Here is a 24,132-nt window from a genome sequence, read left to right on the forward strand (position 1 = left end):
CTCGGGGATCAGCCCCTCTGCGGCCTGCGCACGCGCGAGGGCCGCTTCGAAACGCAGCATCGCGTCGACGAACGCACGGTCGCTGAACGCGCCCAGCGTTTCGGAGGTGGAAAGAAAGCCTTCGAAAATGCTCATGCGGTGACCTGTGTGCTCATCAGTATTTCAGTTGGGCCACGGCACGCAGTTCCTCGGGGGAGGCTGTGCCGAATCCGAAGAACTCGAGGTAGGCCGGGATCATCTCGAAGAGCATGTCGGTGCCGACCTGCACCGCGCAGCCCTTGGCCTTGGCGGCCTGCAGCAGCGGCGTGTATTCGGACTTCATGACGACCTCGCCGACGAAGGTTCTCGGATCGATGCGGTCCACGTCGAAGGGCAGCGGATCGCCTTCCTTCATGCCGAGCGGCGTGGCGTTGACCACGACGTCGAAGCCGGCCGGGTCCTTGGAGCCCGTGGCCACCTTCATCTGCGGATAGTGCTCGCGCAGCCGCGCAGCGAGGGCCTGTGCCGATGCATCGCTCATGTCGAACAGCATCAGCTCGGCCGCACCGGCCGCCGCGATCGATGCCGCGATGGCCGAACCCACGCCGCCCGTACCCGACACCAGAACCCGCGTGCCCTTGAAGAGCCGGCCCTTGCGCTCCACGCCGCGCACGAAGCCCGCGCCGTCGAACTGGTCGCCCAGCAGCGTGCCATCGGGCCGCTTGAGCACGGCATTGCAGGCGCCGGCGACACGCGCGGTGGGTGTGACCTCGTCCACCAGCCCCATCGTCGTGACCTTGTGCGGCATGGTGACCAGCGCGCCGCGGAGATTGCTGAACTTGAAGATCTGCGCCAGCGAGACCGCATAGTCCTCGGGCTTCACGCCCATCGGCACCACCACCGCATCGATGCCCTGCTTGTCGAACCAGGGGTTGTAGATCATCGGCGCCTTGAAGGCCTCGGTGGGGTAGCCGATGTGGGCGATGAGCGTTGTCTTGCCGGAAATCATGAAGGTCGTTTCGTTGAGAGGATGAGGCGTCAGGCCACGCTGGACGAGTGATAGCGCAAGGGGTTCGCGATCTCGGCATGCATGGCCGGCGGATAGATGATTTCGCGCAGGAAGTTCGCATCGGCCTGCAGCGCCTCGGCCGCGTCGAGGTGGCCGAAGTAGCGCAGGTAGTGCGGCATCTGCTGGATCAGCATCTCGAAGCCGGCCTGTGCGTTGAGCCCGCGCGCACGCGCCGCCTGCACCAGCGGCGTGGGCTGGTTGCGCAGCAGGATGTCGAACAGCGCCGCGTGGCGTTCCATGCGCGACACGTCCACCGGCAGTGCATCGCCCTCGACCAGCCCGAGCGGCGTGGCGTTGATCACGAGGTCGTAGCCCTCGGGCGCATTGCTTTCGACCGCGACCACGGTGGCATCGAAGAAGGCATTGAGCTTGGCGGCCACGCCCGCCGCCTTGCCGGCTGCCGTGTCGTGAAAGGCGATGTGCTCCGCACCGTTCACCGTGCCGCCCTCGGCCAGCGCCACGCCGATGGCCGCGGCGCTCACGCCCGCGCCGAGGATCAGCACGCGCTTGCCGCGGAAGGGAACGTTGCAGTGGTCGAGCGCACCGATCAGGCCCTCGCCGTCGAACAGGTCGCCCTCGAGCTGGTCGCCCTCGGTGCGGCGCACCACGTTGACCGAGCCCGCCACCCGGCCGAACAGGCCGCAGCCGTCGAGCAGGTCGACCACCAGCGGCTTGTGCGGCGGCGCGATCACCATGCCGCGCACGTTGCGCGCCAGGAAGGCCGACTTGAAGAACACCGCGAAGTCGCGCACCGGCACCTGCATCGGCAGCAGCACCGCATCGATGCCGAAGCGCTCGAAGGCCGCATTGAACATGCGCGGCAACCGCACATTGCGAACCGGGTCGCCCGGGATCAGGTAAGCCTGGGTGCTGCCGCTGATGGAATGGCTCATGTGCTTGCTTCCGTTCGTCAATCGCTCTTTGAGAGGCCGGATGCTGAGCTTTATAGTCCCTTCGATCGAAGCTTGCAGCGCTCCAAGCTTTCAAACGTTCGATAATCGATCTTTAAAAATCGACAATCGTTCAAACCAAGGGTTTTCACCCTCATCGAATGCAGCTTCCCGGCCATCCACCGAAGGCACACTTCCGACCATGAGCAAGGACGACTCGACCCCACCCGCAGGCCTGGACAAGCGCGACTGGATTGCCGGCCTGGAACGCGGGGTGAGCATCATCGAGGCCTTCGATGACGCCAACCCGCGCCTCACCGCCAGCCAGGCCGGCCAGCGCACGGGCATGACGCGCACCGCGGCCCGGCGCTACCTGCTGACGCTGCAGCACATGGGCTACGTGGCCAGCGACGGCAAGCTGTTCTGGCTCACGCCGCGGGTGCTGCGCCTGGGCCGCTCCTACCTGGAATCGGCCCGCCTGCCGCGCGTGGTGCAGCCCTTCCTGCAGCGCGTGGCGGCCGGCACCAACGAGATCGCCTACCTCAGCGTGATGGACGGCGACGAGGTGGTCTACATCGCGCGCAACGGTCCCAACCGCAGCATGAGCACCGGCTATGTGCTGGGCGCGCGCGTGCCGGCGCAGGTCACCGCTTCGGGCATGCTGATGGTCGCGCTGCGCAGCGACGCGGAGCTGGCCGACTGGCTCGCCACGCGGCAGCTGCAGGTGTTCACCTCGCACACCATCGCGAGCATGGAGCGCATGAAGCTCGAGCTGGCCCGCATCCGCGCCCAGGGCTGGGCGCTGTCGGAGCAGCAGCTCGACCTCAACTCGCGCGGCATCGCGGTGCCGCTGCGCGACCGGCATGGCACGCTGGTGGGGGCGCTCAACATCACGATGCCGATGGGGCACGAAAGCTCCGAGGACGCGGTGGCGCGTGTGCTGCCGGTCTTGCGCGAAACCGCGCAGGCGATGCGCAACCTGATCTGACTGACAGCTTTCCGACAGCATCCGTCGGGCAGGATGCGGGCTTTCCCAAACAAGCGATGGAGACAAGCACCATGTTCGACGACTTCCTGAACGATCCGCAGCCCACGCGCCGCCAATGGCTGCAGGGCGGCAGCGCACTCGCCCTCGGCGGCCTGCTCCCCTCGCTGGCCTCGGCACAATCCGGCTGGCCCAGCAAGTCGATCCGCTTCGTCGTGCCTTTCGCACCGGGCGGCAGTTCGGAGATCGTCGCGCGCTCCACGGCCGCCGAGCTTTCGCGCACGCTGGGCCAGAGCGTCTTCGTCGACAACAAGCCGGGCGCGGCCGGCAACATCGCGATGAGCGAGGTGGCGCGCAGCACCGACCAGCACACGCTGATCCTCGGGCACATCGGCACGCTGGCGGTCAACCCGTACATCTTCGCCAAGCTGCCCTACGACGCGAACAAGGACTTCAAGCCGGTGAGCCTGCTGGCCAAGGTGCCGAGCCTCTACGTGGTGCACCCCGACGTGCCGGCGAAGAACCTCAAGGAGTTCATCGCCTATGCCAAGTCGAAGCCGGGCAAGCTGAGCTACGGCTCCGCGGGCAACGGCAGCGCGGGCCACCTGGCCTTCGAGTACCTGAAGATGACCGCGGAGGTGTTCATGCTGCATGTGCCCTACCGCGGCACGGGTCCGATGGTGACCGACCTGCTCTCCGGCCGCCTCGACGCGTCGGCCATCGGCGCCGCGGCGATCATTCCCTTCATCAAGGCCGGCAAGGTGCGCTGCATCGCCACCGGCTCGGCCAAACGGCTGCCGCAGCTGCCCGACGTGGCCACCGTGGCCGAGCAAGGCTTCCCGGGCTTCGAGATGACGCAGTGGTACGGGATGCTCGCGCCGGCCAACATCGAGCCGGCGAACCTGGCCAAGCTCTCGGCCGAGACGATGAAGGCGGTGAAGTCGCCCGAATCGATGCAGCGGCTGACCGGCGACGCGGCCGAGGCCATCGGCGGCACGCCCGAGCAGTTCACCCAATTCATTGCGGCCGAGCAGGCACGCTGGCAGAAGGTGATCGCCCGGGCAAACATCAAGCCTGATTGAGCGTTCCAGGCCCTAGCATCGCGCCATGCGCATCCTGCTGGCCGAAGACGAACACACCCTGGGCACCTGGCTCTGCAAGGCGCTGGAGCATGCGGGCATCCAGGTCGAATGGGTGGACGACGGCCGGCTCGCGGACCGGGCGCTGCAGCAGCGCGACCACGATGCGCTGGTGCTCGACCTGGGCCTGCCGGGAATGGACGGCCACACGGTGCTGCAGCGGCTGCGCGAACGCGACCAGCGGCTGCCGGCGCYGATCCTCACGGCGCGCGACTCGTTGAACGAGCGCGTTGCCTCGCTCAACGCGGGCGCCGACGACTTTCTTGCCAAGCCCTTCGCGCTGGCCGAACTCGAGGCGCGGCTGCATGCGCTGGTGCGGCGTGCGCGGGGCGTCGAGCATCCGCGCCTCGCCTGCGGCCCGCTGGTGTACGACGGCGCGCGCCGGCAGTTCGTGCTGAACGGCGAAGCGCTGGCGCTGTCGCCGCGCGAGTTGGCGGTGCTGCGCGTGCTGGTGCAGCGCAGCGGCGAGCCTCTGTCGAAGCAGCAGATTCTCGAGCGGGTGTTTTCCGATGACGAAGAGGTGCACCCCGAGGCGGTCGAGGTGTTCGTCTACCGGCTGCGCAAACGGCTCGACGGCAGCGGCGTTCGCATCGTCACGCTGCGCGGGCTCGGCTATGTGCTGGAAGCGGACTGAGTGAGCGTTGTGCAACGACTGGCAGATCGGCTGAGACGTGCCAGCCTGTGGCAGCGCCTCGCGCTGCTGCTGTTCCCCGCCCTGCTCGCGGTGACCGGCATCGAACTGTGGATGACGCGGCACGACGCGCTGGCCGCGGCCAACGCGGCCTACGACCGCTCGCTGCTGGGCGCGCTCAAATCCATCGATGCCAACATCTCGACCGCCTCGGGCGGCCTCTCGGTCGAGCTGCCGTACACGATGTTCGAGTTCTTCGAGCTCACGGCGAGCGGCCAGGTCTTCTTTCGCGTGGCGACCTCCGACGGGCTGGTCGAACTCGGCAGCGCCGACCTGCCCGCGCCGCCCGCCGAGCTGGCCATGGGCGTGCCGGCCTTCTACGACGCGACCTACTTCGGCGAAGCCGTGCGGCTTGCCGCCTACCGGCGTGACCTCGACCGCGCACCAGTTGGCAGCACCGGCCGCAGCGTGCTGATCCAGGTGGGCGAGAGCACGCGCTCGCGGCAGGAATTCAGCGCGCGTTTCGTGCGCAGCGCCGCGCTGCGCGACGGGCTGGTGCTGGCGATGCTGCTGTGCGGCACGGCCATCGCGCTCGCGGCGGCGCTGCGGCCGTTGTCGCGGCTGGCGCGCGAGGTGCAGGCCCGCACGCCCGACGACCTGACGCGCATCGCCGAGACCGACCTGCCGGCCGAAGTGCGCCCGCTGGTGGCGGCAGTCAACCAGCAGATGTCGCGCACGCAGGACCTGGTGACGCAGCAGCGGCAGTTTCTCGACGACGCCTCGCACCAGCTGCGCACCCACCTGACCACGCTGCAGATGCAGGCCGACTACGCGCGGCGCGAGCAGGACCCGTCGCAGGTGCAGGCCGCGCTCGATGCGCTCGCGACCGAAATCGGCCGCGCGACACGCAGCGCGCAACAGCTGCTCGCCTTGGGCCGCAGCGACACCGTGGCGGTCGAGCCCGCCGAGTTCGACCTGGCGGCGCTGCTGCGCGAAGTGGCCGTCGACCTGCTGCCGCTGGCGCGCGCCAAGCGCATCGACCTGGGCATCCATGCGCCGGCACCGGCGTTCTTCGCGGTCGCGGACCGCGGGCTCCTGCGCGAGGCGCTGGGCAACCTGGTGGCGAACGCCATCGCCTACACCCCCGCCGAGGGAACGATCACGCTCTTTGCAGCGGGCGACGCAGCCGGGTGGAGCCTCAACGTCGAGGACGACGGCCCCGGCCTGGCCGAAGAAGAACGCGCCGCGCTGGGCCAGCGCTTTCGCCGCGGCGCGCGCGCCGGCAAGGGTGGCTTCGGCTTGGGGCTGGCCATTGCGCGCTCCATCGCGCAGCGGCACCGGGGTGAGCTGCGGCTCGAATCCCGCGAAGCAGGCACGGGCCTGCATGCGATCATCTGGTGGCCCCGGCCGGCCGTCGGCTAGCCGCTACAGCCCATGCCGTTCCCCACCGCCACCCGCCGCCATGCGCTTCGCGCGCTGTCGGCATTGCTGCTGCCCGCAAGCCTTCGCGCCGCTGCAGCATCCACCGGCGATCCGTCCGAAGCAGCGGCGGACTGCATCATTCCCGCCAAGGCGGGCGGCGGCTTCGACCTCACCTGCGCCCTCGCGCGCGACGCATTGCAGGCGGTGCGCCCGGCACGCCCGCCGCTCGGCCAGCGCTACCTGCCGGGCGGCATCGGTGCCGTGGCCTTCGACCGCATCGCCACCGGGCGGCTCGGCGGGCCGGGCACGTTGGTGGCGTTCTCGAGCGGCTCGTTGCTCAACCTTGCACAGGGCCGCTTCGGGCCTCATTCGCCTTCGGCGGTGCGCTGGATCGCCACGCTCGGCACCGACTACGGCGTGATCGCCGTGCACCGCGAATCGCCCTACAGGCAGTTGCAGGACCTGATCGCAGCCCTGCGGCAGGAACCCTCGCGCGTGGCCTTCGGCGCGGGCGGCACGGTCGGCAGCCAGGACTGGGTGAAGGCTGCGCTGCTGGTGCGCGCCGCGGGGCGCGACCACAAGGCGATGCGCTTCGTGTCCTTCGAAGGCGGCGGCGACGCGCTCGGCGCGCTGCAGGGCAAGCACGTCGACGTGTTCCCCGGCGATGCGGCCGAGGCCTTGCAGGCCATCGCGGGCGGCGCGGCGGTGCGGCTGCTGGCCGTGCTGTCGGAGGCGAGGCTGGGCGGCGCGCTCACCGGCGTGCCGACCGCGCGGGAGCAAGGCGTGGACATCGTCTGGCCGACCGTGCGCGGCCTGTACCTCAGCGCCAGCGTGCCCGAGGCGGCTGTGCGCGCATGGACCGCCGCATTCGCGGACGCCACGGCAGCGCCCGGTTACGCGGCGCTGCGCGAACGGCACAGGCTTTATCCTTTCGCGCTGACCGGCACCGCGCTCGACGACTACGTGCAGGCCCGCATCAAGACCTACCAGGCGCTCGCGGACGAACTCGGCTTGCGCCGCTGGAAGCCCTGAGCCCACGAAGCATCTCCATGACCGAAGACGACATCACCCAACACATCATCGACTCGCTCGGCGGCGGCCATTTCGAAGTGGCCGACGACAACACCTTCTTCTTTCATGGTGCGGACAACAAGTTTCCCTTCGCTACCATCGTCACGAAAGACAACGCGTTCGACAGCGCCTCGAACCTCGACCGCCCCGGTGTCTTTCGCCTCAACGTGGGCGTCGGCAAGGAGACCTTCCGCGCGCTGTTCGGCGAGCAGGCGCCGGCAAACGTCGACTTCACGGCGCTCGACAAACTGATGCAGCATCCGGTGTACGCAAAGATGTATTGGGTCAGCGTGATCAACCCGGGCGACAAGACCTTCGAGACCGTGAAGCCGCTGATCGCCGAAGCCCGCGGCCTCGCGGCTGCGAGAGACAAGAGCAAGTAACCCGGCGGCTGCCTGATCGGGGCGCGCTCACGCCGATGGGCGGGACAGCGCTGCCAACTTCTTCTTCGCGCTTTGCAAGAGGCCGGTCCTTTCGACGGGCAGTTGGGCCTTCGTATCCCCGAGCGCGACGATCTCCAGCGCGGAGGGCGCCGCAAGCTTCGACGCGAGCGGGTCGCGCGGCGTCAGGCTGTCGAACCTGGCGTTCGAGATGACGTGCATCTTCAGGTGACGGTGGATGTTCTTCGACAGTTTCTGACAGGCGACCGTCATGGCGGCCTCGTCGGGCGTCAGCTGGCCGTGCACGACGAGGAGCTCCACGGTGCCGTCGTTGTCCTCTCCCAGGACGAAGGCGCGCAAGACCGAATCCTTGAACTTGGCGCGCAGCATCGAGCGCACCGGTTCGGCGGCGGCGAACGACTTCAGCGCGATGCTGCGCAGTTCGTCGTGGAAGAGGAACGCGCGATCGATCAAGACGGTATCGGCCTCGTCTGCCTTCGGCTTTTGCCGCTTCAGGATGCCGCTGCCGACCAGGTGCTCCAAGGTGCGTTTCACATCGGCGGGATCGAGCTTCGAACGCTGGGCCAGCTCGCTGGAAGAAAACGGTTGGTCGGGCGCCGCGTAGGCGACCATCAAGAGCTTTTGCACCTCGGGGGCGAAAAGGAAATCTGCGGCACTCATTTTTTCCCGGTTCTCGACAAGGGGATCGCATTATCGAGACACCTGCCCCCAAGGCGCGGTTTTATCCGCGGCGTTTTCGAGACGGATTCCGTCACGACGCATGGCGCAGGCCTACAGCGATGCCCGGCGCCTGACATCAAGAATGACTGAACACCAACCAGGAGCTTCGGCCATGAGCCTGGAACAGACGATCGACAAGTTCAAGCAAGTGGATGCCGCGCGCGCCGACTACCCCGGCGAGCACCTCGTCGTGCTCGGCGCCGGCGTGCTGCTTCTGCTGGCGGCGGGCCGCAGCCGGTCGTTCCTCATGCGCATCGTCGCCGGCGCGGCTGGCGGCGCGCTGATCGCGCGGGCTGCGAGCGGCACCGGTGGCATCGCGAAGCTCGCCGGGACATTGCAAGCCGGAGGCTGGGCATGGCCGCGGCGCTGAAGTCGCAGGCCGCCGCGCCCCGATCCAGTTCCGGCTCCGGCTCCGGCTCCGAACGGTACTGGGCGCCGTGCCTCGCCGTGGCGCTGCTGGCGACGTTTCTCTTCTATGTGGCATTGAATGACCTCGTGCACGAGAGCGCGGCGCGCGCGCCCGCCTTGCCATCTGCGGTCATGCCAGCCTACGTCGAGGCCACAGGTGCGGCGACACGCGCGTCCGAAGAACCAGCCCCGCCGACGCCCCATCGCGCGCCGCTGGCGAACGCAAGCCTGGAGGCCCCGGCGATCGCCCCCGTGGCTGCCCTCGCAGAGCCGCCCGCAAAGGCCGCGCCAGCCTTCGTCGAGGTGCAGAAGTGCGTCATGCCCGAAGGCGATGCCGTCTATTCCGATGGGCCTTGCCCCGAGGGCGCAAGCGCGAGCACGCTGCGATTGCCGCGCAACCTGCACGCAGCGGCGAGGCCGTGAGCGCCTGAAGCCGGCCGGCGCACCCGGGTGGCCTCTCAGGCCGCCTTCAGGAACACGTCGTGGTCCGGCGCGAAATTGGCGTGCAGCGGCAGCATTGCGCCGCCGAGCGCACAGGCCTGCGCACCCACCCTGCCGCCATGCAGTTGCGGCGGCCACAGGCCTTCCCAGTTGCACCGGGCCAGCGCGGCACGGGTCTGCTCGAGCAAGGCTTGCAGCAGCGAGCGCGACATGGAGCCGTCCATCACCACGTCGGCGAGATCGAGCACCGCCGTGCTGCTGACGATGGCGTGCGCGAGCGCCAGCGATGCGGAGCCGAGCCAGGCCTGCGTCGCGGCGGCAAACGGCGCCTGCAGGGCGCGGTCGTCGTAGGCGGCGGTGGGGTCGAGCCCCTCGCCTTGCAGGCGCTGCTCCAATTCCCACAGCGAGGCCTCGGCCATCACCTGCGGCGGCAGTGCCGCACCCCGGCCCGCCTGCGCCGGCTGCATCGGCAGCGAAGCCAGCGCGCCCGCATTGCCGTGCGCGCCGGTGTGCAGGTGCGAATCGATGACCAGCCCGCCGCCCACGAAGGTGTCGACGAAGATGTAGAGAAAGCTCTTGAGGTCGTGGCCGCGCCCGCCGACCAGTTCGGCCACGCAGGCCGCCACCGTGTCGCGCGCGAAGCTCACCGGCACATCGGTGCGCGCCTTCACCTCGACCAGCAGGTTCATCTGGTTCCAGAGATCCGACTGCGCCTTCGACAAACCCAGCGTACGGTGCCAGCCGCCCAGCAGGAACGGCGCGGCCAGACCGGCGCCGACATTGCGCGCGGCCAGCGGCCCCAGTCCGTCGCGCAGCCGGTGAATATGTTGCGCAATCGCGGGCAGCAAGGTGTCCGCATCCGGAAAGTCGTAGCTGATGGCATGGCGCTCACGCACCTGTGCCGTGAAGTCGATCAGCAGCCATTCGGCACCGCGCCGGCCCACCTTGATGCCGATCGCAAAGGCGCCGTCCGGGTTGAGCGCCAGCGGCACCGAGGGCTGCCCGATGCGGCCGCGCACCCGGCTCTGCTTCACGATCAGCTGGTCTTCCTCGAGCCGCGCGGTGATGAGCCCGATGGTCTGCGCACTCAGCCCGGTGAGCCGCGCGAGCTCGGCCTTGGGCAGGCTGGTGTGAACGCGCAATGCCTGCAGCACCACGCGCTCGTTGAACTGGCGCATGCCGACCTGGTTGGAGCCACGCGGGCGCAACAGGTCGGGCGAGCGCGCAGCGGCTTCTGCATCAGGCATGCGCCTCCGCGGGCAGCTGGTCGGCGGTCATGGCACCGGTCATCACGGCCACCGTGTCGCTCATGCTGATCTTCTTGGGGTTGAGCACGGCCGCGCGCTTGCCCAGGCGTGCCACGTGGATGCGGTCGGCCACCTCGAACACGTGCGGCATGTTGTGGCTGATGAGCACCACGGGCAGGCCGCGATCGCGCACGCGGCGGATCAGCTCGAGCACCATGTTGCCCTCCTTCACGCCCAGCGCCGCGGTCGGCTCGTCCATGATGACCACGTGCCGCGCGAAGGCCGCGCTGCGCGCCACCGCCACGCACTGGCGTTGGCCGCCCGAGAGCGTTTCCACCGCCTGCGTCATCGACTGGATGCCGACCTTCAGGTCTGCCATGCGCGCGCTGCTCTCCAGCCGCATCTTCTTCTTGTCCAGCATTCGCAGCACATTGCCCAGGAAGCCCGGGCGGCGCAGCTCACGGCCGAGAAAGAGGTTCTCGTAGATGGTCATGGCGGGTGCCACGGCCAGGTCCTGGTAGACCGTCTCGATGCCGGCGCGGCGCGCATCGAGCGGGTTGCGAAAGTGCACTGGCGCACCGTCGAGCAGGATCTCGCCCTCGTCGGGAATGGTGGCGCCCGACAGCGCCTTGATCAGCGAGGACTTGCCCGCGCCGTTGTCGCCGATCACCGCGAGGATTTCTCCTTCGCGCAGCTCGAAGTCGACGCCGTCGAGCGCCGTGACGTGGCCGTAGCGCTTCACCAGGCCCTTGGCCTGCATGACGATCTTGGGGTTGGCAACGACGTTCATCAGCGGGCTCCCCGGCGCGACAGCTGGTCTGCCGCCACCGCCAAAATCACCAGTACGCCGGTCACCAGCACCTGGTAGATCGACGACACGCCCATCAGCGTGAGGCCGTTGCGGAACACGCCCACGATCAGCACGCCGATCAGCGAGCCCAGCACGACGCCACGGCCGCCGAACAGGCTGGTGCCGCCGAGCACCACGGCCGTGATGGCGTCGAGGTTCTCGGTCTGGCCCGCGTTGGGGTCGCCCACGCCGGTGCGCGCCACCGACAGCAGCGACGCGATGCCGTAGAGCACGCCCGCCGCCACGTACACGCCAAGCAGCACGCGCTGCGTGGGAATGCCGACCAGCCGCGTGGCCTCGGCGTTGTTGCCCACCGCATAGATGTGCCGGCCCGCGCCCGTCTCGCGCAGCACGAACCACGTGAACGCATAGAGCACCACCATCAGCACCGAGCCCCACGCCACCTCGGCGTTGCCGATGGCGAACGTGGTGCCCAGCCCCGTGAGGCCGGCGGGCAGGTCGGTGATGGTCTGCGACGACGAGTACAGCTGCGTGATCGCGAACGCGATGTTCAGCGTGCCCAGCGTCACGATGAAAGGCGGCAGCTTGATGCGCGTGACCAGCAGGCCGTTGAGGAGGCCGAACAGCGTGGTCACGCCGATGCCGCACAGGATGGCCACCGGCACCGGCAGCCCGAGCTCGGTCGCGAACTTGCTCATGATGATGCTGCCCAGCGCCATCACCATGCCGCACGACAGGTCGATGCCCGCCGTGAGGATGATCAGCGTCTGGCCGATGGCGATCACGCCGACCACCATCACCTGCTGCAGGATCAGCGAGAGGTTGCCGCCCGTGAGAAAGCGGTCGGACTGGGTCGCAAAGAAGATGCATGCGCCAAGCAGGGCCAGCCACGGCCCCAGGGCGCCCCACGGAATGTGGTGCGTCGGAGATTTCGCCATCAAAACGCTCCGGTGCCTACTTCTTGCCCCAGCACAGCTCGGCGCCGGTCTTGGTGTCCTTGCTGTCGACGCCCGGCACGCTCTTGCCGGCAATCAGGGTCACGCCGGTGTCGACGTAGCCCGAGGCCTTCTTGCCCGTCTTGGCGAATTCCACGCCCGCGGCCACGCCCATGGCGGCCATCTTGAGCGGGTACTGCTGCGAGGTCGCGGCGATCACGCCGGCCGCGGTGTCCTTGATGCCCTGGCAGCCGCCGTCGACCGAGACGATCATCACGCCCTTCTCCTTGCCGGCGCGCTTGAGCGCGTTGTAGGCACCGGCCGCGGCGGGTTCGTTGATGGTGTAGACCAGGTTCACGTCGGGGGCCTTCTGCAGGCAGTTTTCCATCGCCGTCTGCGCCTTGGCCTGGTCGCCGAAGCTGTCGGCCATGCAGGCGATCTCCGGCGTCTTCGACAGTTCGTTCGACTTGGCGTCGTTGGCCGCGAGCCCGAAGCCCTTCATGAAGCCGTTGTGGCGCTGCGCGCCCACCGGGTGGCCCGGCAGCAGGTCGAGCGCAACGATCTTGGGCGTCTTGCCCGCCATCGCGGCCTTGGCGTATTCGCCGATCAGCACGCCGGCCGTGTAGTTGTTGGTGGCGAAGAGCGCGTCGGTCGCGTCCGGCGGATCGGCCGGGCTGTCGAGCGCGATCACCATGATGCCCTTGTCGCGCGCCTTCTTGATCGCCGGCACGATCGCCTTGGCGTCGCTCGGCGTGATGAGGATGGTCTTGGCGCCGGCCGCGATCATGTTTTCCATCGCGGTGATCTGGCCCGCGTTGTCGCCGTCGGCCTTGCCCGCGCCGGAGAGCAGCTTGGCGCCGAGCTTCTTGGCCTCTTCTTGCGCGCCTTCCTTCATCTTGACGAAGAAGGGGTTGGTTTCGGTCTTGGTGACGAGGCCGATCACGGGTTCGCCGGCGGCGAAGGCGGTGGATGCGGCGAGCGACAGGGCGGCGAGGGCCAGGGTCGAGCGACGGCTGCGCGAACTGAACATGGGTTGTCTCCTTGGCAGGCGGTAGGCCTGGGTCTTGTTGAACCGGAAGCGTGCCCGCCGAAGCGGGCCCGGCATCCGGACGCAGGGCAACTATGTTTCAGTCGGCCGACTAAATCAAGTGGTTGTAGTTATCGGAAACCCGGAGCCGGAGGCTCGACAGTCCTTCCGGCCGAACTTTTGACTACAGGCTCAGGCGGCAATGCTCGACCTCTTCATCCCGCCTTGCGCGCCGTCAGCCACTGCGCAGGCGCCAGCGCCGCAGCCACCACCCGCACTTCGCCGATGTTGCCGAAGAAGCCGTCGGCGCGGGCCCCGTCCCACGAGCCGCCGCCGACCACCCACGGCGAGGTGGCCGACAGCGTGGCCAGCCCCGGCGCATTGCCGATGTTGCGCAGCACCGGCGCACCTTCGACATACATCGTGGTGTCGTGCGACACCGGGTCGTTGACGATCGCGATGTGCACCCAGCGGTCGGCGATCACCTCGCCGGACCAGTTGGTCTTGGCCGACCGGCTGCCGGCCGTGCTCGGCACCACTTCCCACTGCACCTCGCGCAGGCTCGAGATCGCGAACAGCATGGGCGGCGCTTCGGGGTCACCACCGGTGTAGCCCGCGAGGTCACCGCGTCGGCCGTCGCGCGTCATGATGTTCATCCACGCCTGCTTGTTGCTGGTCCAGCCCTTGTCGATCTTCACGAAAGCCTCGACGGTGTAGCCGTTGTCCAGGGTCTGTGCGTTGATCGGCGCTGCGGTCTCGGTGAGGAAGTAGCTCAGCCGGGGCACGTTCTTGTCGGTGTTCAGGAAGCGCACCGAGCCCGGCGCGGCCGAGAGGTAATGGCGGTCGTCGGCCCACACGATGTCGCCATCCGTCGCGCCCACGATGCCGCCCTGGTTCAGGGTGTCGCGATGCAGCGGGTTGTTGCCCGTGACGTCCGCGATGACGGTGCCCGGCAGCACCGGCTGGTTGGCGGTGCCGCCGAAGAAGCGCCAGTGCGCCAGCGTGTTCGCGACCTTCGGATAGTCGTCCGGATTCGCGGCCGGCCGCTGCGCGGTCACCTCGGGCTCCTTGTAGTTCGCAAGGATCATGGCCCTGGCCTGGTCGACCAGCGAACTGTCGATGGTGGCGCTGCCCGTGCCGAAGCTCTTGTTGAAGCCTGCGAAGCGCTGCGCGAAATCCATCTCGATGGTGAACAGCTCGTTGGGCGTGGTGAGCACCGCCAGGTCGAAGGCGTTCAGCGTGGCGGCCGGCTTCTGCGGCACCCAGGGCGAGAACGACAGCACCTTGATCTGCTTGTGCGTCAGGTCGAATTCGTAGAGGCGCATCAGGCCGTTGCCGCCCTGGTAGGCCATCTGGTAGTCGACCACCATTTCCTCGACCTTGTGGCCGAAGTCGTTGGTCTTCGTGAGGTGCGCGGCGCCGTGGTGATGGCCGTTGAGCGTCATGAAGATCTGGTCGTTGTCGCGGATCAGCTTCTCCCACAGCATCTTGCCGTAGTCGGTCTCGAGCGGGCTCGTGCCGTCGGCGTCGATGTTGAGCAGTTGGTGGTTCACCAGGATCACCGGCAGCGTCGGGTTCTTCGCGATCGCCTGGCGCGCCCAGGCGATGCCGGCGTCCGAGATGCGCCACGACAGCGACAGCACCATGAACTTCTGGCCCTGCGCCTCGAACACGTGGTACTCGTGGAATCCGCTGGTGTCACGTGCGCCGAAGGTGGCCTGGCGCTTCGCGCGCTCGGTGCCGAACCATTGCAGGTAGGGCTCGTTGGCGAGCGTGCGGGTCGCGTCGGTGCCGCTGTTCGGGTCGACGCTGTAGTCCACGTCGTTCAGCACGTCGTGGTTGCCGGCCAGCACGCTGTAGGGCAGCTTCGCGTCTTCGAGCACCTTCATGGCGGCATCGGCCACCTTCCACTGGTCAGGCTTGCCGACCTGGTCGACCACGTCGCCGAGGTGGATGGTGAACGGGATGTTCAGCGCCTTGGCATTGGCTGCGATCCATTTCGTCTGCGCGGCGAAAGGTGCGCTGTCGAAGCGCTTGTCGTACTGGTCGCTCTCGGCGGCGGTGGCGTAGCGCGCATAGAACTGCGTGTCGGGCATCACGGCGAGCGCGAAGCTCGAGATCTTCGCGGCGACCGCCGGCGGGGGCGGCGCAGGCGGCGCCGGGGCGGGCACCGGTGCTGGCGTCGGCAAGGCGCCGAAGCCGGGCGCACCGCCGCCACCGCCACAGGCGGCCAGCAAGGCACCGCTGCTGCCGACGGTCAGCAGGGAGGCGCCGAGCTTGAGGACCTGCCGGCGCGGCGGAGGGGTCGGGCTGGTGGGGGATTCGGCCAGGGAAGGCGCTGGGGGCGTGCGAAGGCCGCGCGAGTCGTCGGAAGCAGACATGTCGATGGGGAGCGTTGGAAAGCGCGCAAGCGTAGGCAGGCGCAATGACGCGGGCATTTAAGGCCCATGACACTTTGGCGCACACGATGCCGGTGCGCCCTTTCGCCGCGAGGTCAGGCCTTGGCCGCGCGCTCCGCCCGTTCGAGCTTCACCACGCGCCATGCGCACAGGCTGCCCGCCACCGCCAGCAAGGCCGCCAGCGCAAACATCGTCCGATAGCCGAATTCCTGCGCGACCGCGCCGCCCAGCAGCACGCCCAGCACCCCGCCGAACCCATAGCCGATCACCGTGAACAGCGCCTGCCCCCGTCCGCGCAGCCGGCCCGGAAAGCGGCGCGACACCACGGCGATGCAGGTTGTGTGGTGGGCCGCGAAGCTCAGCGCATGCAGCCACTGCGCCACGACCAGCGCCGCGATCGAGCCGCCAAGGCCGGCCGTCAGGCCCAGCCGCGCCACGGCGGCGATGCCGCACACCAGCATCCAGCGCGGCATCGGCAGCAGGCCGATGAGCCTGCCCTGAAGGAAGAACCAGACGATCTCGGCCACCACCGACAGCGCCCACAGAAGGCCGATGGTGCTCTTGCCGTAGCCCAGCGAATCGAGGTACAGCGAGAAGAAGGCATAGACCGAGAAATGCGACATCACCTGGAAGAACAGCGATGCGAAGAACCACCGCACCGCCGGGTTGCGCAGCACCGGGCCGATGGGTTCCTTGACGGCATCGTGCGCCGCCACCGGCTCGCGCACGTCGGGCAGCTTCATCGTCGCAATCAGCACGATGGCCAGCGTGCCGCCCGCCCAGGCCGGAAAGTGCTTCATGCCGAAGCGCTCGAACCACGCGCCCGCGACGAACACCGTGAGCAGGAAGCCGGCCGAGCCGCAGAGCCGGATGCGCCCATAGCGCCCCCAGTCGCCGGCCACCAGCTGCGCCATGGCGGCCTCGGTGAGCGACATCATCGAGCTGGTGTGGGTGAACATCACGAGCAGCACCAGCGCAAGCCACCAGGCGCCGCCGTGCCACCAGAGCCCGAAGGAGCTGACCAGCGCCACCGCCGCGCTGAAGCGCAGCAGCTTGACGCGCTGCCCCGTGTGGTCGCTCAGCGCCCCCCACGCATAAGGCGCGAACACCCGCGTGATCGACTGCACCGAGGCCAGCAGGCTGATCGTGAAGATCGGCAGCCCCAGGTCCTTGAGCCACAGCGGCAGGTAAGGATTGAAGAAGCCGATGTGCGCGAAATAGCTGGCCGACAGACCAGCGAACGCCAGCAGGTGGCCGCGTCCGGCGGCCACTGGTGGCGGGGCGGGCACTAGAGGAAAGACGCCTGGGGCGGCGAGGCTTCGGTGTTTTCGGCCTGCGTTCTTTGCTGTTGCTGCACGTCGCCGCACTGCGCGCGGTTGCGCAGCACATGCTCCATCACCACCAGCGCGAGCATGGCCTCGGCAATGGGCGTCGCGCGGATGCCGACGCAGGGGTCGTGGCGGCCCTTGGTGACGACCTCGACGGGGTTGTTGTGGATGTCGATGGACTGGCGCGGGCTGATGATCGAGCTGGTGGGCTTGATCGCGATGCTCACCTCGAGGTCCTGCCCCGAGCTGATGCCGCCGAGGATGCCGCCCGCGTTGTTGGTGACGAAGCCTGTCGGCGTGATCGAGTCGCCGTGCGTGGTGCCGCGCTGCGTGACGCTGTCGAAGCCGGCGCCGATCTCGACCGCCTTCACCGCATTGATGCCCATCATCGCGTAGGCGATTTCTGCATCGAGCTTGTCGAACAGCGGCTCGCCGAGGCCGATGGGCACGTTGGTGGCCGTGACGCGGATGCGCGCGCCGCACGAGTCGCCGGCCTTGCGGAGGCGGTCCATGTAGGCCTCGAGTTCGCTCACGTCGGCGATGGGGGCGAAGAAGGGGTTGTGGGGCACGTGGTCCCAGCTCTCGAAGGGAATGGCGATTTCGCCGATCTGCGTCATGCAGCCGCGGAACGCCATGCCGTATTGCTCGGCCAGCCACTTCTTGGCGACCGCGCCGGCCGCGACCATGGGCGCCGTCAGCCGCGCCGACGAACGCCCGCCGCCGCGCGGGTCGCGGATGCCGTACTTCTTCCAGTAGGTGAAGTCGGCATGGCCGGGGCGGAACTGCTGGGCGATCTGCCCGTAGTCTTTGCTGCGCTGGTCGGTGTTCTGGATCAGCAGCGCGATCGGGGTGCCGGTGGTCTTGCCTTCGTAGACGCCGGAGAGGATCTGCACCGCGTCGGGCTCCTTGCGCTGGGTGACGTGTCGGCTGGTGCCGGGGCGCCGGCGGTCGAGATCGCCCTGGATGTCGGCCTCGCTGAGTTCCATGCCCGGGGGGCAGCCGTCGATGACGCAGCCGATGGCCGGGCCATGCGACTCGCCGAAATTGGTGACCGCGAAGAGAGTTCCGAAGGTGTTGCCGCTCATGACCGGGATTATCCCTACAAAGCGGCGGCCACTCAGTCCGTCGTGTTTTCCATGCGCCTGTTCAGCACGCCCAGTACCCGTCAGATCGCAGGCAACTCGAATGCGTGAAGAATTTGGCAACAGGGCCACAGTCTTATGTTCGGTAGCCTATTACACGACCTGCTGAGGCTGCCCCGCCTTGTATAAGCATTTCCTTATTAAAAGGGAGATGGCGCAGGATATGAGCAAAAGCAAGGTATTTTTTGCGTTGGTGATACTTCTAGGGGTCTTGGCAGGTGGCTGGTTCCTCTCCAATTACCTTGTTCTGCTCATCCTCGATCTGCGAAATGCACCGCTCACCTGGAACACGTGGTGGCAATATATTCAGGCGACAGACCTGCCGCAGTACGCACCCTACGCTATCAAGATCAAGCTCAGCGGCGCCATAGGCTTCGGCGTACCACTGTTGGGCTGGGCCGCATTGCTCATCCCACTCTTTCGAGCCAAGGCCGAATCCCTGCATGGCGACGCCAGCTTCGCCGAACTTTCCGATCTCAAGAAAGCCGGCCTGCTCAAGCAGACCCCGCAAAGCATCCTCATCGGCAAGTACAAGGGCCAGTACCTGTGGCTGGGCGGCGCGCAGCACGTCATCACGGTCAGTCCGACCCGTTCAGGCAAGACCACCAGCATTGCCATCCCGGTGCTGTTGTCGTATTTGCACTCGATGGTCGTGCTCGACCTCAAAGGCGAACTGCGCAAAGCCACCAGCGGCTGGCGCGAGGCACAGGGTCACACCATCTATGTGTGGGCCCCCTATGACGACCAGGGAAAGACCCATCGCTTCAACGCCTTCACCCTGCTGGTGGGCATGGACGCGGGCAAGCGCATTGGCGAGATCCAGACCATCGCTGCTATTCTTTACCCGGACGAGCCTGGCAAAGACCCTTTTTGGACGAGCCAGAGCCGCGCCGCCTTCACCGCCTTCGCCTCATTTATGTTCGAGGTATGGGACAACTGGAGTCGGATCCTCGGGCGCGCCCAGGACCCCAACACCGACGAGAACTTTCCCAGCCTTGAACGCATCCTGCGCCTGTCCAGCGGCACCGATGGCCAGGGCACTTTGGCAATGCTCAAGGAGATATTGAACGACCCGCAACAGTCAGGCTTCATCAGCACTCAAACGCGCACTGTCTTTGGCAACCTCGCTGGCTTGGCCGAGCAAACCTTCTCCTCGGTGATTGCCACCATGCAGGCGCCGCTGCAGCAGTTCCTCAGTCCGGTGCTGGCCGCTGCCACCAACGCGACCGACTTCGACATCACGGCCATCCGCAAACATCCGACCACGCTGTACGTCGATATCCCGACCAACAAGCTCGATGAAAGCGGCAAGCTGCTGAACATCTTCTTCAGCAGCGTGATTGGCAACAACCTCACCAAGCAACTGGGTGACGAGCCGGACCTGAAATACCAGATGCTCATGCTGATGGACGAATTCACCGCCATGGGGCGAGTGGATGTGTGGGCCAAGCGCATCTCGATCTCGGCCAGCTACGGCGTGCGCGACCTGTGCATCGTGCAAAGCCGCGCTCAGCTGCGCTCGGCCTACGGCGACAACGACGCACAGAACTTCATCACCAACCACGGCGCACAGATCGTGTTTGCACCACGCGAGCAAAGCGACGCGGCTGAATACAGCGAAATGCTGGGCTACAAGACCATTCGCAAGGAGCACCGCAGCACCAGCCGAGGTGGCGGCTCCAACCAGGTCTCGACCAACTACACCGAAGAGCGCCGAGCCCTGTTTCTGCCGCAGGAGATCAAGGAGCTGCCCGCCGACGAGGAGCTGATCTTCTATGAAGGCTGCAAGCCCATCCGGGCCAGCAAGAACTGGTTCTTCAAGGACAAGATTTTCAAGGAGCGGGCGAGCATTGCTCCGGCGGAGATCAAGACGACAGCGCTCAGCAGGCAGCCATCGGTGACTAGTTTTGCGCTGGATGACATCACCCAAACCGAGTGTGAGGCCAAGTTCCACTCAAAACGACATTGAGCCGGCGAAGGTCGTGGCCGCACAGGACATCATCCCCGATCATTGAAAAATGCCGAGAACTCTCATGACGTTCATCAACGAATTCACCCCGCCCGAGGATGTTGAAAAGTACGGTCTTAAGCAGATCGACAAGAAATACGAGTGGATTGGGGCGCGCATGGGCACCAATTCCAGCGCGAACTGCATTTATTTCATCGGAAGAATATGGTCATGAAAAAATAGAAAACCCAATCAAATTCGGCGCGACGATTGCAATCACAGCGATGGTTTTATTTGAAATATGAACTACCTCCCAAAGAGTTTATTTTCTTTTTGATCAACAGAATTATATCGGCGGGCAATCGGTGCTGATGCACGTTGTATTCAGGTACGTGGGTGCCATTATTGGATCTTGCATTGTCGTGTGGGCACTCCATTTGGCAAACCGCGCGATGCATCCCACGGAACATCACGAATCGAATACGAAATCATGGGAAGAAGGTGCAAAAGAATCTTCAAATTTACCCCAAAATGTTTCAGGAGGCGGTGCCAAGCAAATCTCAAGGGTACTAATAGCTATCTTTAMTGGTATAGCGAGTGCGTTTTTTATGAGTCGTTTTATTTATTCAGGACCCATCACTGTCGGGGAGATGCCTTTAACCATTGTCTCGCAACCCAAATCAGCCGATGAGCTAGCAGAAGCAACAATTATCGCATTGGAAAATAAAAGTTCGACTTATAAATTGCTACTTGAAGTTGACCCGCAATTTCGCAGCGAGCTACACGCAATAATCAAGTCGTCTAATAACTTCAAAGACGCCAATGATGTGCMACCGCTCGTGGAACTTCTCTTCGCCAAGTCAGGCAAATATTTGCCATTTGCAGATGATGAAGTTGTTGCAGAATTCGCCATCCAGAGAATTGAATTTTTCAGTAAATTGGATGCAATCAATTGCGACTCCTGGATCAATGCGAAGTTCGCCAATTTGAATTTACCAATCGATATGCGCTCAGATCTTCAAAATGCCGAAAGCAGTTTACTTGCGAGCGGTATCAGCGGGCTCAAAAATGGGAGTAATGCAAAATTGACCTTTACCTCAAAAGAGTTCCTTTCATATTTGACTGAAATAGAAAAATCCAGCGGCACTTTTAAAAAGAAGGATTTTCTAAAGGTTTTCGATGAAAAGGCATTGCCGCAAGAGCAGTGCAAGGCATATTCTTCGTTATTGAATTTTGCGAAAAAAGAAAAATCAGCAAATATTTCCAAGCTCTGGCGGACACTCATGCTGGGAACAAGAGATTGATCGGGCGAATCAAGTCGGATGCCAAAATGCATGGCGATGCCCATCGGTTGGGCGTTATACGCCCAATCAAAATGGCGGCAAATGGTGCCTCGACCGGTGACACTTGCAGCATTGCCAGATGAAGCGCAAGGGCATGTCATAGGCGCATGTCATGCTCAGTATTGCCTGAAACAAACACGTCGAAAGGGAGCAACGAATGAACCACCCCCCCCCGCCTCCGAGAGAGATTATTTGGATCGGATTTTGAAATTCGCCAAAGACAATGGCGACAGCTTCACGCTGGATCAGATTCATGAGGAATTTGATCTGAGCAGCAGGGAAATCAAAAAAATCATCAAGCTGATTGAAGAAGATCGCTCGGATGATGCTGCCGACAGCTATGAAAGTGCGGAAGGCTCGGTTCAGGCGTGGGAGGCGCGCACCATAGCAGAGCAATATGATGAAGAAAGATCATCAATGCCTGACAAACAGCGCATTGAGGGGTTGCGTGATTTGAGATTTTTCTCCCATCAAGAATTCAAGCCCATCGACATAGATGATCATGATGTGGTCCAAGCCATTGATCTAAAATACGTCACGCTCAATCAAATCTTCCTTTACTTGCGACAGAAGGGAGTCCTCCATGGCTGGTTCTAATCCCTACCGACTCTCCGAAGCCGAGAATGAGCGATTTCTTCGCGAAGAAATTCTTCCTGAGTGGTTAAAAAGAGCAGGCCCAGCCCTTCATCCGGTCGAACACCCCACAATGGTCATCATTGGCGGCCAACCCGGGGCCGGAAAAAGCCGCACCACGGGCAGTGTCGAACGCGAATTGATGCATCAGGGTGGTGCGCTCAAAATCTCGCCGGTCGATTTCCGGGAACATCATCCAGATTTCACCAAATTAAATGCAACCAATGACCGCACCTCGTCGAGCTTCACCCACGAGGATGCCGGCGTTTGGGCCGAAAAGTTAGAAAAGTACGGCCGAGCGCACAAGCTCCATGTCATTCTCGAAGGCATCATGCGCACGCCGGAGAATGCCGCAGCACGGATGCAAGAGTACAAAGCAGCTGGCTACACCACCGATGTGCGGGCGTCGCAACGACTTGAGACCCTCGAATACAAGTGCTCGACGGCTGTCACCTCGCTGGTGATAGCCAACCCACAGGTGGTGACACGAAGAACATCACACTAGCCGATGCGCAGAGAAAGCAGACTGCGCGCCGCGCCGCGGCGAAGATAAATTGCCCTGCCGCTGTGTAATATTTTGCGCAGAAATTTTTTAAACCCAATCACGTATCTCATCTTGGAAAAATCATGCTGATCTTAACCCCCGAACAACAGGCCAAATTAGATCATGTAGTTGGCGTTGTCGCGCAAAATTCTGTATTGAGGCAGTGGTTTAAAACTTCCATGAACGAACTCCACAAACAGCCAAACTGGGATGATCCTGATTATATGGCTGACTCCGATGACTCGCCTGCCGTAAATTCTCGTGCAGTTCTTGATGCGGTTAAGTTGGAAATTAAAAAAGTTGATTCAAATCTAATAACGGTAGACCCGTGGCTTTTTGACAAAGTTTGCGACGCAATCTGCAGCGATTTTTTTGAACGCTGAAGAGAGATTCAAATGAGCGACGCATATGTGGTGGATAACGATTTTTTGGATAAGATCGCTAAAATTAATCGACTGGATTTACTTCGCCTGAAGGAAGGTCGCATCATTATAACCGATAAGGTTTATGAAGAATTAAGCGACGGAGCCCGCAAAGGTGCTCAAGCAGCAATCAAAGCCCGTGATTGGTTGGATAGCAACCGCAACCAACCTTGGCTTGAACTAAAGGCGCCAACCCAAACCTCACCGGGCAAAGGAATAGGCGAACGTTCGATAGTTGATTTGATTAACGAAAGAAAATCACTCAATCCCAACGCCAACTTCACAATGCTGACGGACAACAAAAAAGATTTAGGAAAAATATCCAATCTCTTGAACGATAAAAACACAAAGATTTTTCTTGTTCGCGAATATGTCGACATACTCGCTCGCGATGGTGTTCTGCCAGCGCAGGATTTTCACGAGCTGCAAGAGCAATTCAAGGCACATCACCCGGCCTTTTCAGAGCCACGTCCTGCATATGCTTCACTTAAATCATCGCCTGTTTTGCCGGCGATAAAACCGACGCCGCAGGGCCAAACCGCACCCGGCTCACTGGCCGCCCAACCGGTCAATGCTGACACAGAAAACATCCAAGAACTCCAAAGGCTTCGCGCTCGTTCCGCTGCCGCAATTGCCGACACCGCAACCACCGCACAACTTCTGCACCTACCCGGAAATGCACCCGGGCATGCACTTGGCCCAATACCCGAACCTGCATCGTCCAAGCCCACCTTGCTCGAACGCGTGGGCGCGGCCGATGCCGCCATCGGCGCCAAGCCCGGCTTCCAGACCTTCACCAAAGTCGGCGGCGTGGCCAGCGCCGCCCTGCTGGGCTACGACGCAGCCACCACCCACAGCCAATACAACGCCCTGACCGCCCGGGGCAACCAATTCGGCGCCGACGCCCTTCTGCACGAATATGTCGGCCGCACCGGCGGGGGCCTGGCTGCGGGCTTTGCCGCAGGCGCGGCCTACGGCGCAGCCACAGGCTCCTGGAGCGGCCCCGGCGCCCTGGTTACCGGCGCGGTCGGCGGCGTCATCGGTGCTTTTGGCGGCGAAGCCATTGGCCGGGCCTACACCCAATACCAGATGAACCACCAGGTAGGCGACGATGGCAACACCTACGCGCACACCCACGGCCATTGGGAGCAGTCCAACTGGATTCACAAGAACCAGCCCGCTGCCGCGGACCAGATC

The 24,132-nt window shown here is 64.4% G+C and carries 24 protein-coding genes and 2 pseudogenes; 15 read left to right on the top strand and 11 right to left on the bottom strand.

Translation table 11 applies throughout. From position 1 onward, the window contains the following. From AC1DXX_RS28900 to AC1DXX_RS28910, 3 genes and pseudogenes are all read right to left on the bottom strand, one after another. Positions 1-135: pseudogene (locus tag AC1DXX_RS28900) on the bottom strand (3-carboxy-cis,cis-muconate cycloisomerase); the annotation flags it as partial. A gap of 19 nt (positions 136-154) precedes the next feature. Continuing rightward, on the bottom strand, positions 155-988 hold the full coding sequence (locus AC1DXX_RS28905) for a shikimate dehydrogenase family protein (protein ID WP_478137647.1): 834 nt from the start codon (positions 986-988) through the stop codon (positions 155-157). A 29-nt stretch (positions 989-1,017) separates the two neighbouring features. Then, a complete protein-coding gene (locus AC1DXX_RS28910) occupies positions 1,018-1,941 on the bottom strand; it encodes a shikimate dehydrogenase family protein (RefSeq protein ID WP_478137648.1) in 924 nt (307 codons plus the stop codon). Positions 1,942-2,140: 199 nt separating this feature from the next. On the opposite strand from AC1DXX_RS28910, the gene AC1DXX_RS28915 reads away from it, so the two are divergent. From AC1DXX_RS28915 to AC1DXX_RS28940, 6 genes are all read left to right on the top strand, one after another. Beyond that, the gene (locus AC1DXX_RS28915) at positions 2,141-2,926 is read left to right on the top strand and encodes an IclR family transcriptional regulator domain-containing protein (protein WP_478137649.1); all 786 of its coding nucleotides are present in this window, start codon (positions 2,141-2,143) and stop codon (positions 2,924-2,926) included. A 71-nt stretch (positions 2,927-2,997) separates the two neighbouring features. Beyond that, positions 2,998-4,005, top strand: a complete 1,008-nt coding sequence (locus AC1DXX_RS28920) for a Bug family tripartite tricarboxylate transporter substrate binding protein (RefSeq protein WP_478137650.1) — start codon at positions 2,998-3,000, stop codon at positions 4,003-4,005. Between the two features lie 25 nt (positions 4,006-4,030). Continuing rightward, positions 4,031-4,696: a response regulator gene (locus AC1DXX_RS28925; RefSeq protein WP_478137651.1), complete on the top strand. Its 666-nt coding sequence runs from the start codon at positions 4,031-4,033 to the stop codon at positions 4,694-4,696. An 18-nt stretch (positions 4,697-4,714) separates the two neighbouring features. Continuing rightward, positions 4,715-6,115 carry a sensor histidine kinase gene (locus AC1DXX_RS28930; RefSeq protein WP_478137670.1) on the top strand — a complete coding sequence of 467 codons (1,401 nt, stop codon included), beginning with the start codon at positions 4,715-4,717 and terminating at the stop codon, positions 6,113-6,115. A gap of 12 nt (positions 6,116-6,127) precedes the next feature. Continuing rightward, positions 6,128-7,147 carry a Bug family tripartite tricarboxylate transporter substrate binding protein gene (locus tag AC1DXX_RS28935; RefSeq protein ID WP_478137652.1) on the top strand — a complete coding sequence of 340 codons (1,020 nt, stop codon included), beginning with the start codon at positions 6,128-6,130 and terminating at the stop codon, positions 7,145-7,147. 17 nt (positions 7,148-7,164) lie between these two features. After that, positions 7,165-7,569 carry a DUF6194 family protein gene (locus tag AC1DXX_RS28940; RefSeq protein ID WP_478137653.1) on the top strand — a complete coding sequence of 135 codons (405 nt, stop codon included), beginning with the start codon at positions 7,165-7,167 and terminating at the stop codon, positions 7,567-7,569. A 27-nt stretch (positions 7,570-7,596) separates the two neighbouring features. On the opposite strand, the gene AC1DXX_RS28945 is transcribed toward AC1DXX_RS28940, so the two are convergent. After that, positions 7,597-8,247, bottom strand: coding sequence for a hypothetical protein (locus AC1DXX_RS28945; RefSeq protein ID WP_478137654.1), 651 nt, complete (start codon positions 8,245-8,247; stop codon positions 7,597-7,599). A 172-nt stretch (positions 8,248-8,419) separates the two neighbouring features. Here AC1DXX_RS28945 and AC1DXX_RS28950 point away from each other — a divergent pair, with 172 nt between their 5' ends. Both AC1DXX_RS28950 and AC1DXX_RS28955 read left to right on the top strand, forming a co-directional pair. Continuing rightward, the gene (locus AC1DXX_RS28950) at positions 8,420-8,677 is read left to right on the top strand and encodes a hypothetical protein (RefSeq protein WP_478137655.1); all 258 of its coding nucleotides are present in this window, start codon (positions 8,420-8,422) and stop codon (positions 8,675-8,677) included. Then, on the top strand, positions 8,662-9,138 hold the full coding sequence (locus tag AC1DXX_RS28955) for a hypothetical protein (protein WP_478137656.1): 477 nt from the start codon (positions 8,662-8,664) through the stop codon (positions 9,136-9,138). Before AC1DXX_RS28950 ends, AC1DXX_RS28955 begins: the two co-directional genes overlap by 16 nt. A 35-nt stretch (positions 9,139-9,173) precedes the next feature. Here the strand turns inward: AC1DXX_RS28955 and AC1DXX_RS28960 are convergent, their stop codons facing one another. From AC1DXX_RS28960 to aroC, 7 genes are all read right to left on the bottom strand, one after another. After that, positions 9,174-10,403: an ROK family transcriptional regulator gene (locus AC1DXX_RS28960; protein ID WP_478137657.1), complete on the bottom strand. Its 1,230-nt coding sequence runs from the start codon at positions 10,401-10,403 to the stop codon at positions 9,174-9,176. Beyond that, positions 10,396-11,193, bottom strand: a complete 798-nt coding sequence (locus AC1DXX_RS28965; RefSeq protein ID WP_478137658.1) for an ATP-binding cassette domain-containing protein — start codon at positions 11,191-11,193, stop codon at positions 10,396-10,398. Before AC1DXX_RS28965 ends, AC1DXX_RS28960 begins: the two co-directional genes overlap by 8 nt. Then, on the bottom strand, positions 11,193-12,152 hold the full coding sequence (locus AC1DXX_RS28970; RefSeq protein WP_478137659.1) for an ABC transporter permease: 960 nt from the start codon (positions 12,150-12,152) through the stop codon (positions 11,193-11,195). The genes AC1DXX_RS28965 and AC1DXX_RS28970 overlap by 1 nt, the downstream gene beginning before the upstream one ends. A gap of 16 nt (positions 12,153-12,168) precedes the next feature. Further along, complete coding sequence (locus tag AC1DXX_RS28975; RefSeq protein WP_478137660.1) at positions 12,169-13,179, bottom strand: substrate-binding domain-containing protein; 1,011 nt, start codon at positions 13,177-13,179, stop codon at positions 12,169-12,171. A gap of 212 nt (positions 13,180-13,391) precedes the next feature. Next, positions 13,392-15,557, bottom strand: a complete 2,166-nt coding sequence (locus tag AC1DXX_RS28980) for a LamG-like jellyroll fold domain-containing protein (RefSeq protein WP_478137661.1) — start codon at positions 15,555-15,557, stop codon at positions 13,392-13,394. A 113-nt stretch (positions 15,558-15,670) separates the two neighbouring features. After that, on the bottom strand, positions 15,671-16,846 hold the full coding sequence (locus tag AC1DXX_RS28985) for an MFS transporter (protein WP_478137662.1): 1,176 nt from the start codon (positions 16,844-16,846) through the stop codon (positions 15,671-15,673). Positions 16,847-16,863: 17 nt separating this feature from the next. After that, positions 16,864-17,988 (bottom strand): chorismate synthase, encoded by a 1,125-nt coding sequence (aroC, locus tag AC1DXX_RS28990; protein ID WP_478137663.1) that lies wholly within the window; start codon positions 17,986-17,988, stop codon positions 16,864-16,866. Between the two features lie 220 nt (positions 17,989-18,208). Between aroC and AC1DXX_RS28995 the strand changes: the two genes are divergently transcribed. From AC1DXX_RS28995 to AC1DXX_RS29025, 7 genes and pseudogenes are all read left to right on the top strand, one after another. Then, entirely contained in the window at positions 18,209-20,014 is a 1,806-nt protein-coding gene (locus AC1DXX_RS28995) for a type IV secretory system conjugative DNA transfer family protein (protein ID WP_478137664.1), read from the top strand. A gap of 64 nt (positions 20,015-20,078) precedes the next feature. Then, positions 20,079-20,228, top strand: coding sequence for a hypothetical protein (locus tag AC1DXX_RS29000; RefSeq protein WP_478137665.1), 150 nt, complete (start codon positions 20,079-20,081; stop codon positions 20,226-20,228). Between the two features lie 217 nt (positions 20,229-20,445). Beyond that, the gene (locus AC1DXX_RS29005; protein ID WP_478137666.1) at positions 20,446-21,297 is read left to right on the top strand and encodes a hypothetical protein; all 852 of its coding nucleotides are present in this window, start codon (positions 20,446-20,448) and stop codon (positions 21,295-21,297) included. Between the two features lie 30 nt (positions 21,298-21,327). Beyond that, a complete protein-coding gene (locus AC1DXX_RS29010) occupies positions 21,328-21,933 on the top strand; it encodes a hypothetical protein (protein ID WP_478137667.1) in 606 nt (201 codons plus the stop codon). Beyond that, entirely contained in the window at positions 21,920-22,474 is a 555-nt protein-coding gene (locus AC1DXX_RS29015; RefSeq protein WP_478137668.1) for a zeta toxin family protein, read from the top strand. Before AC1DXX_RS29010 ends, AC1DXX_RS29015 begins: the two co-directional genes overlap by 14 nt. Before the next feature lie 122 nt (positions 22,475-22,596). Next, positions 22,597-22,896: a hypothetical protein gene (locus AC1DXX_RS29020; protein ID WP_478137669.1), complete on the top strand. Its 300-nt coding sequence runs from the start codon at positions 22,597-22,599 to the stop codon at positions 22,894-22,896. A 12-nt stretch (positions 22,897-22,908) separates the two neighbouring features. Then, a pseudogene (locus AC1DXX_RS29025) lies at positions 22,909-24,132 on the top strand (hypothetical protein); the annotation flags it as partial.

This window comes from Variovorax sp. P4_B10 (genome assembly GCF_056402375.1).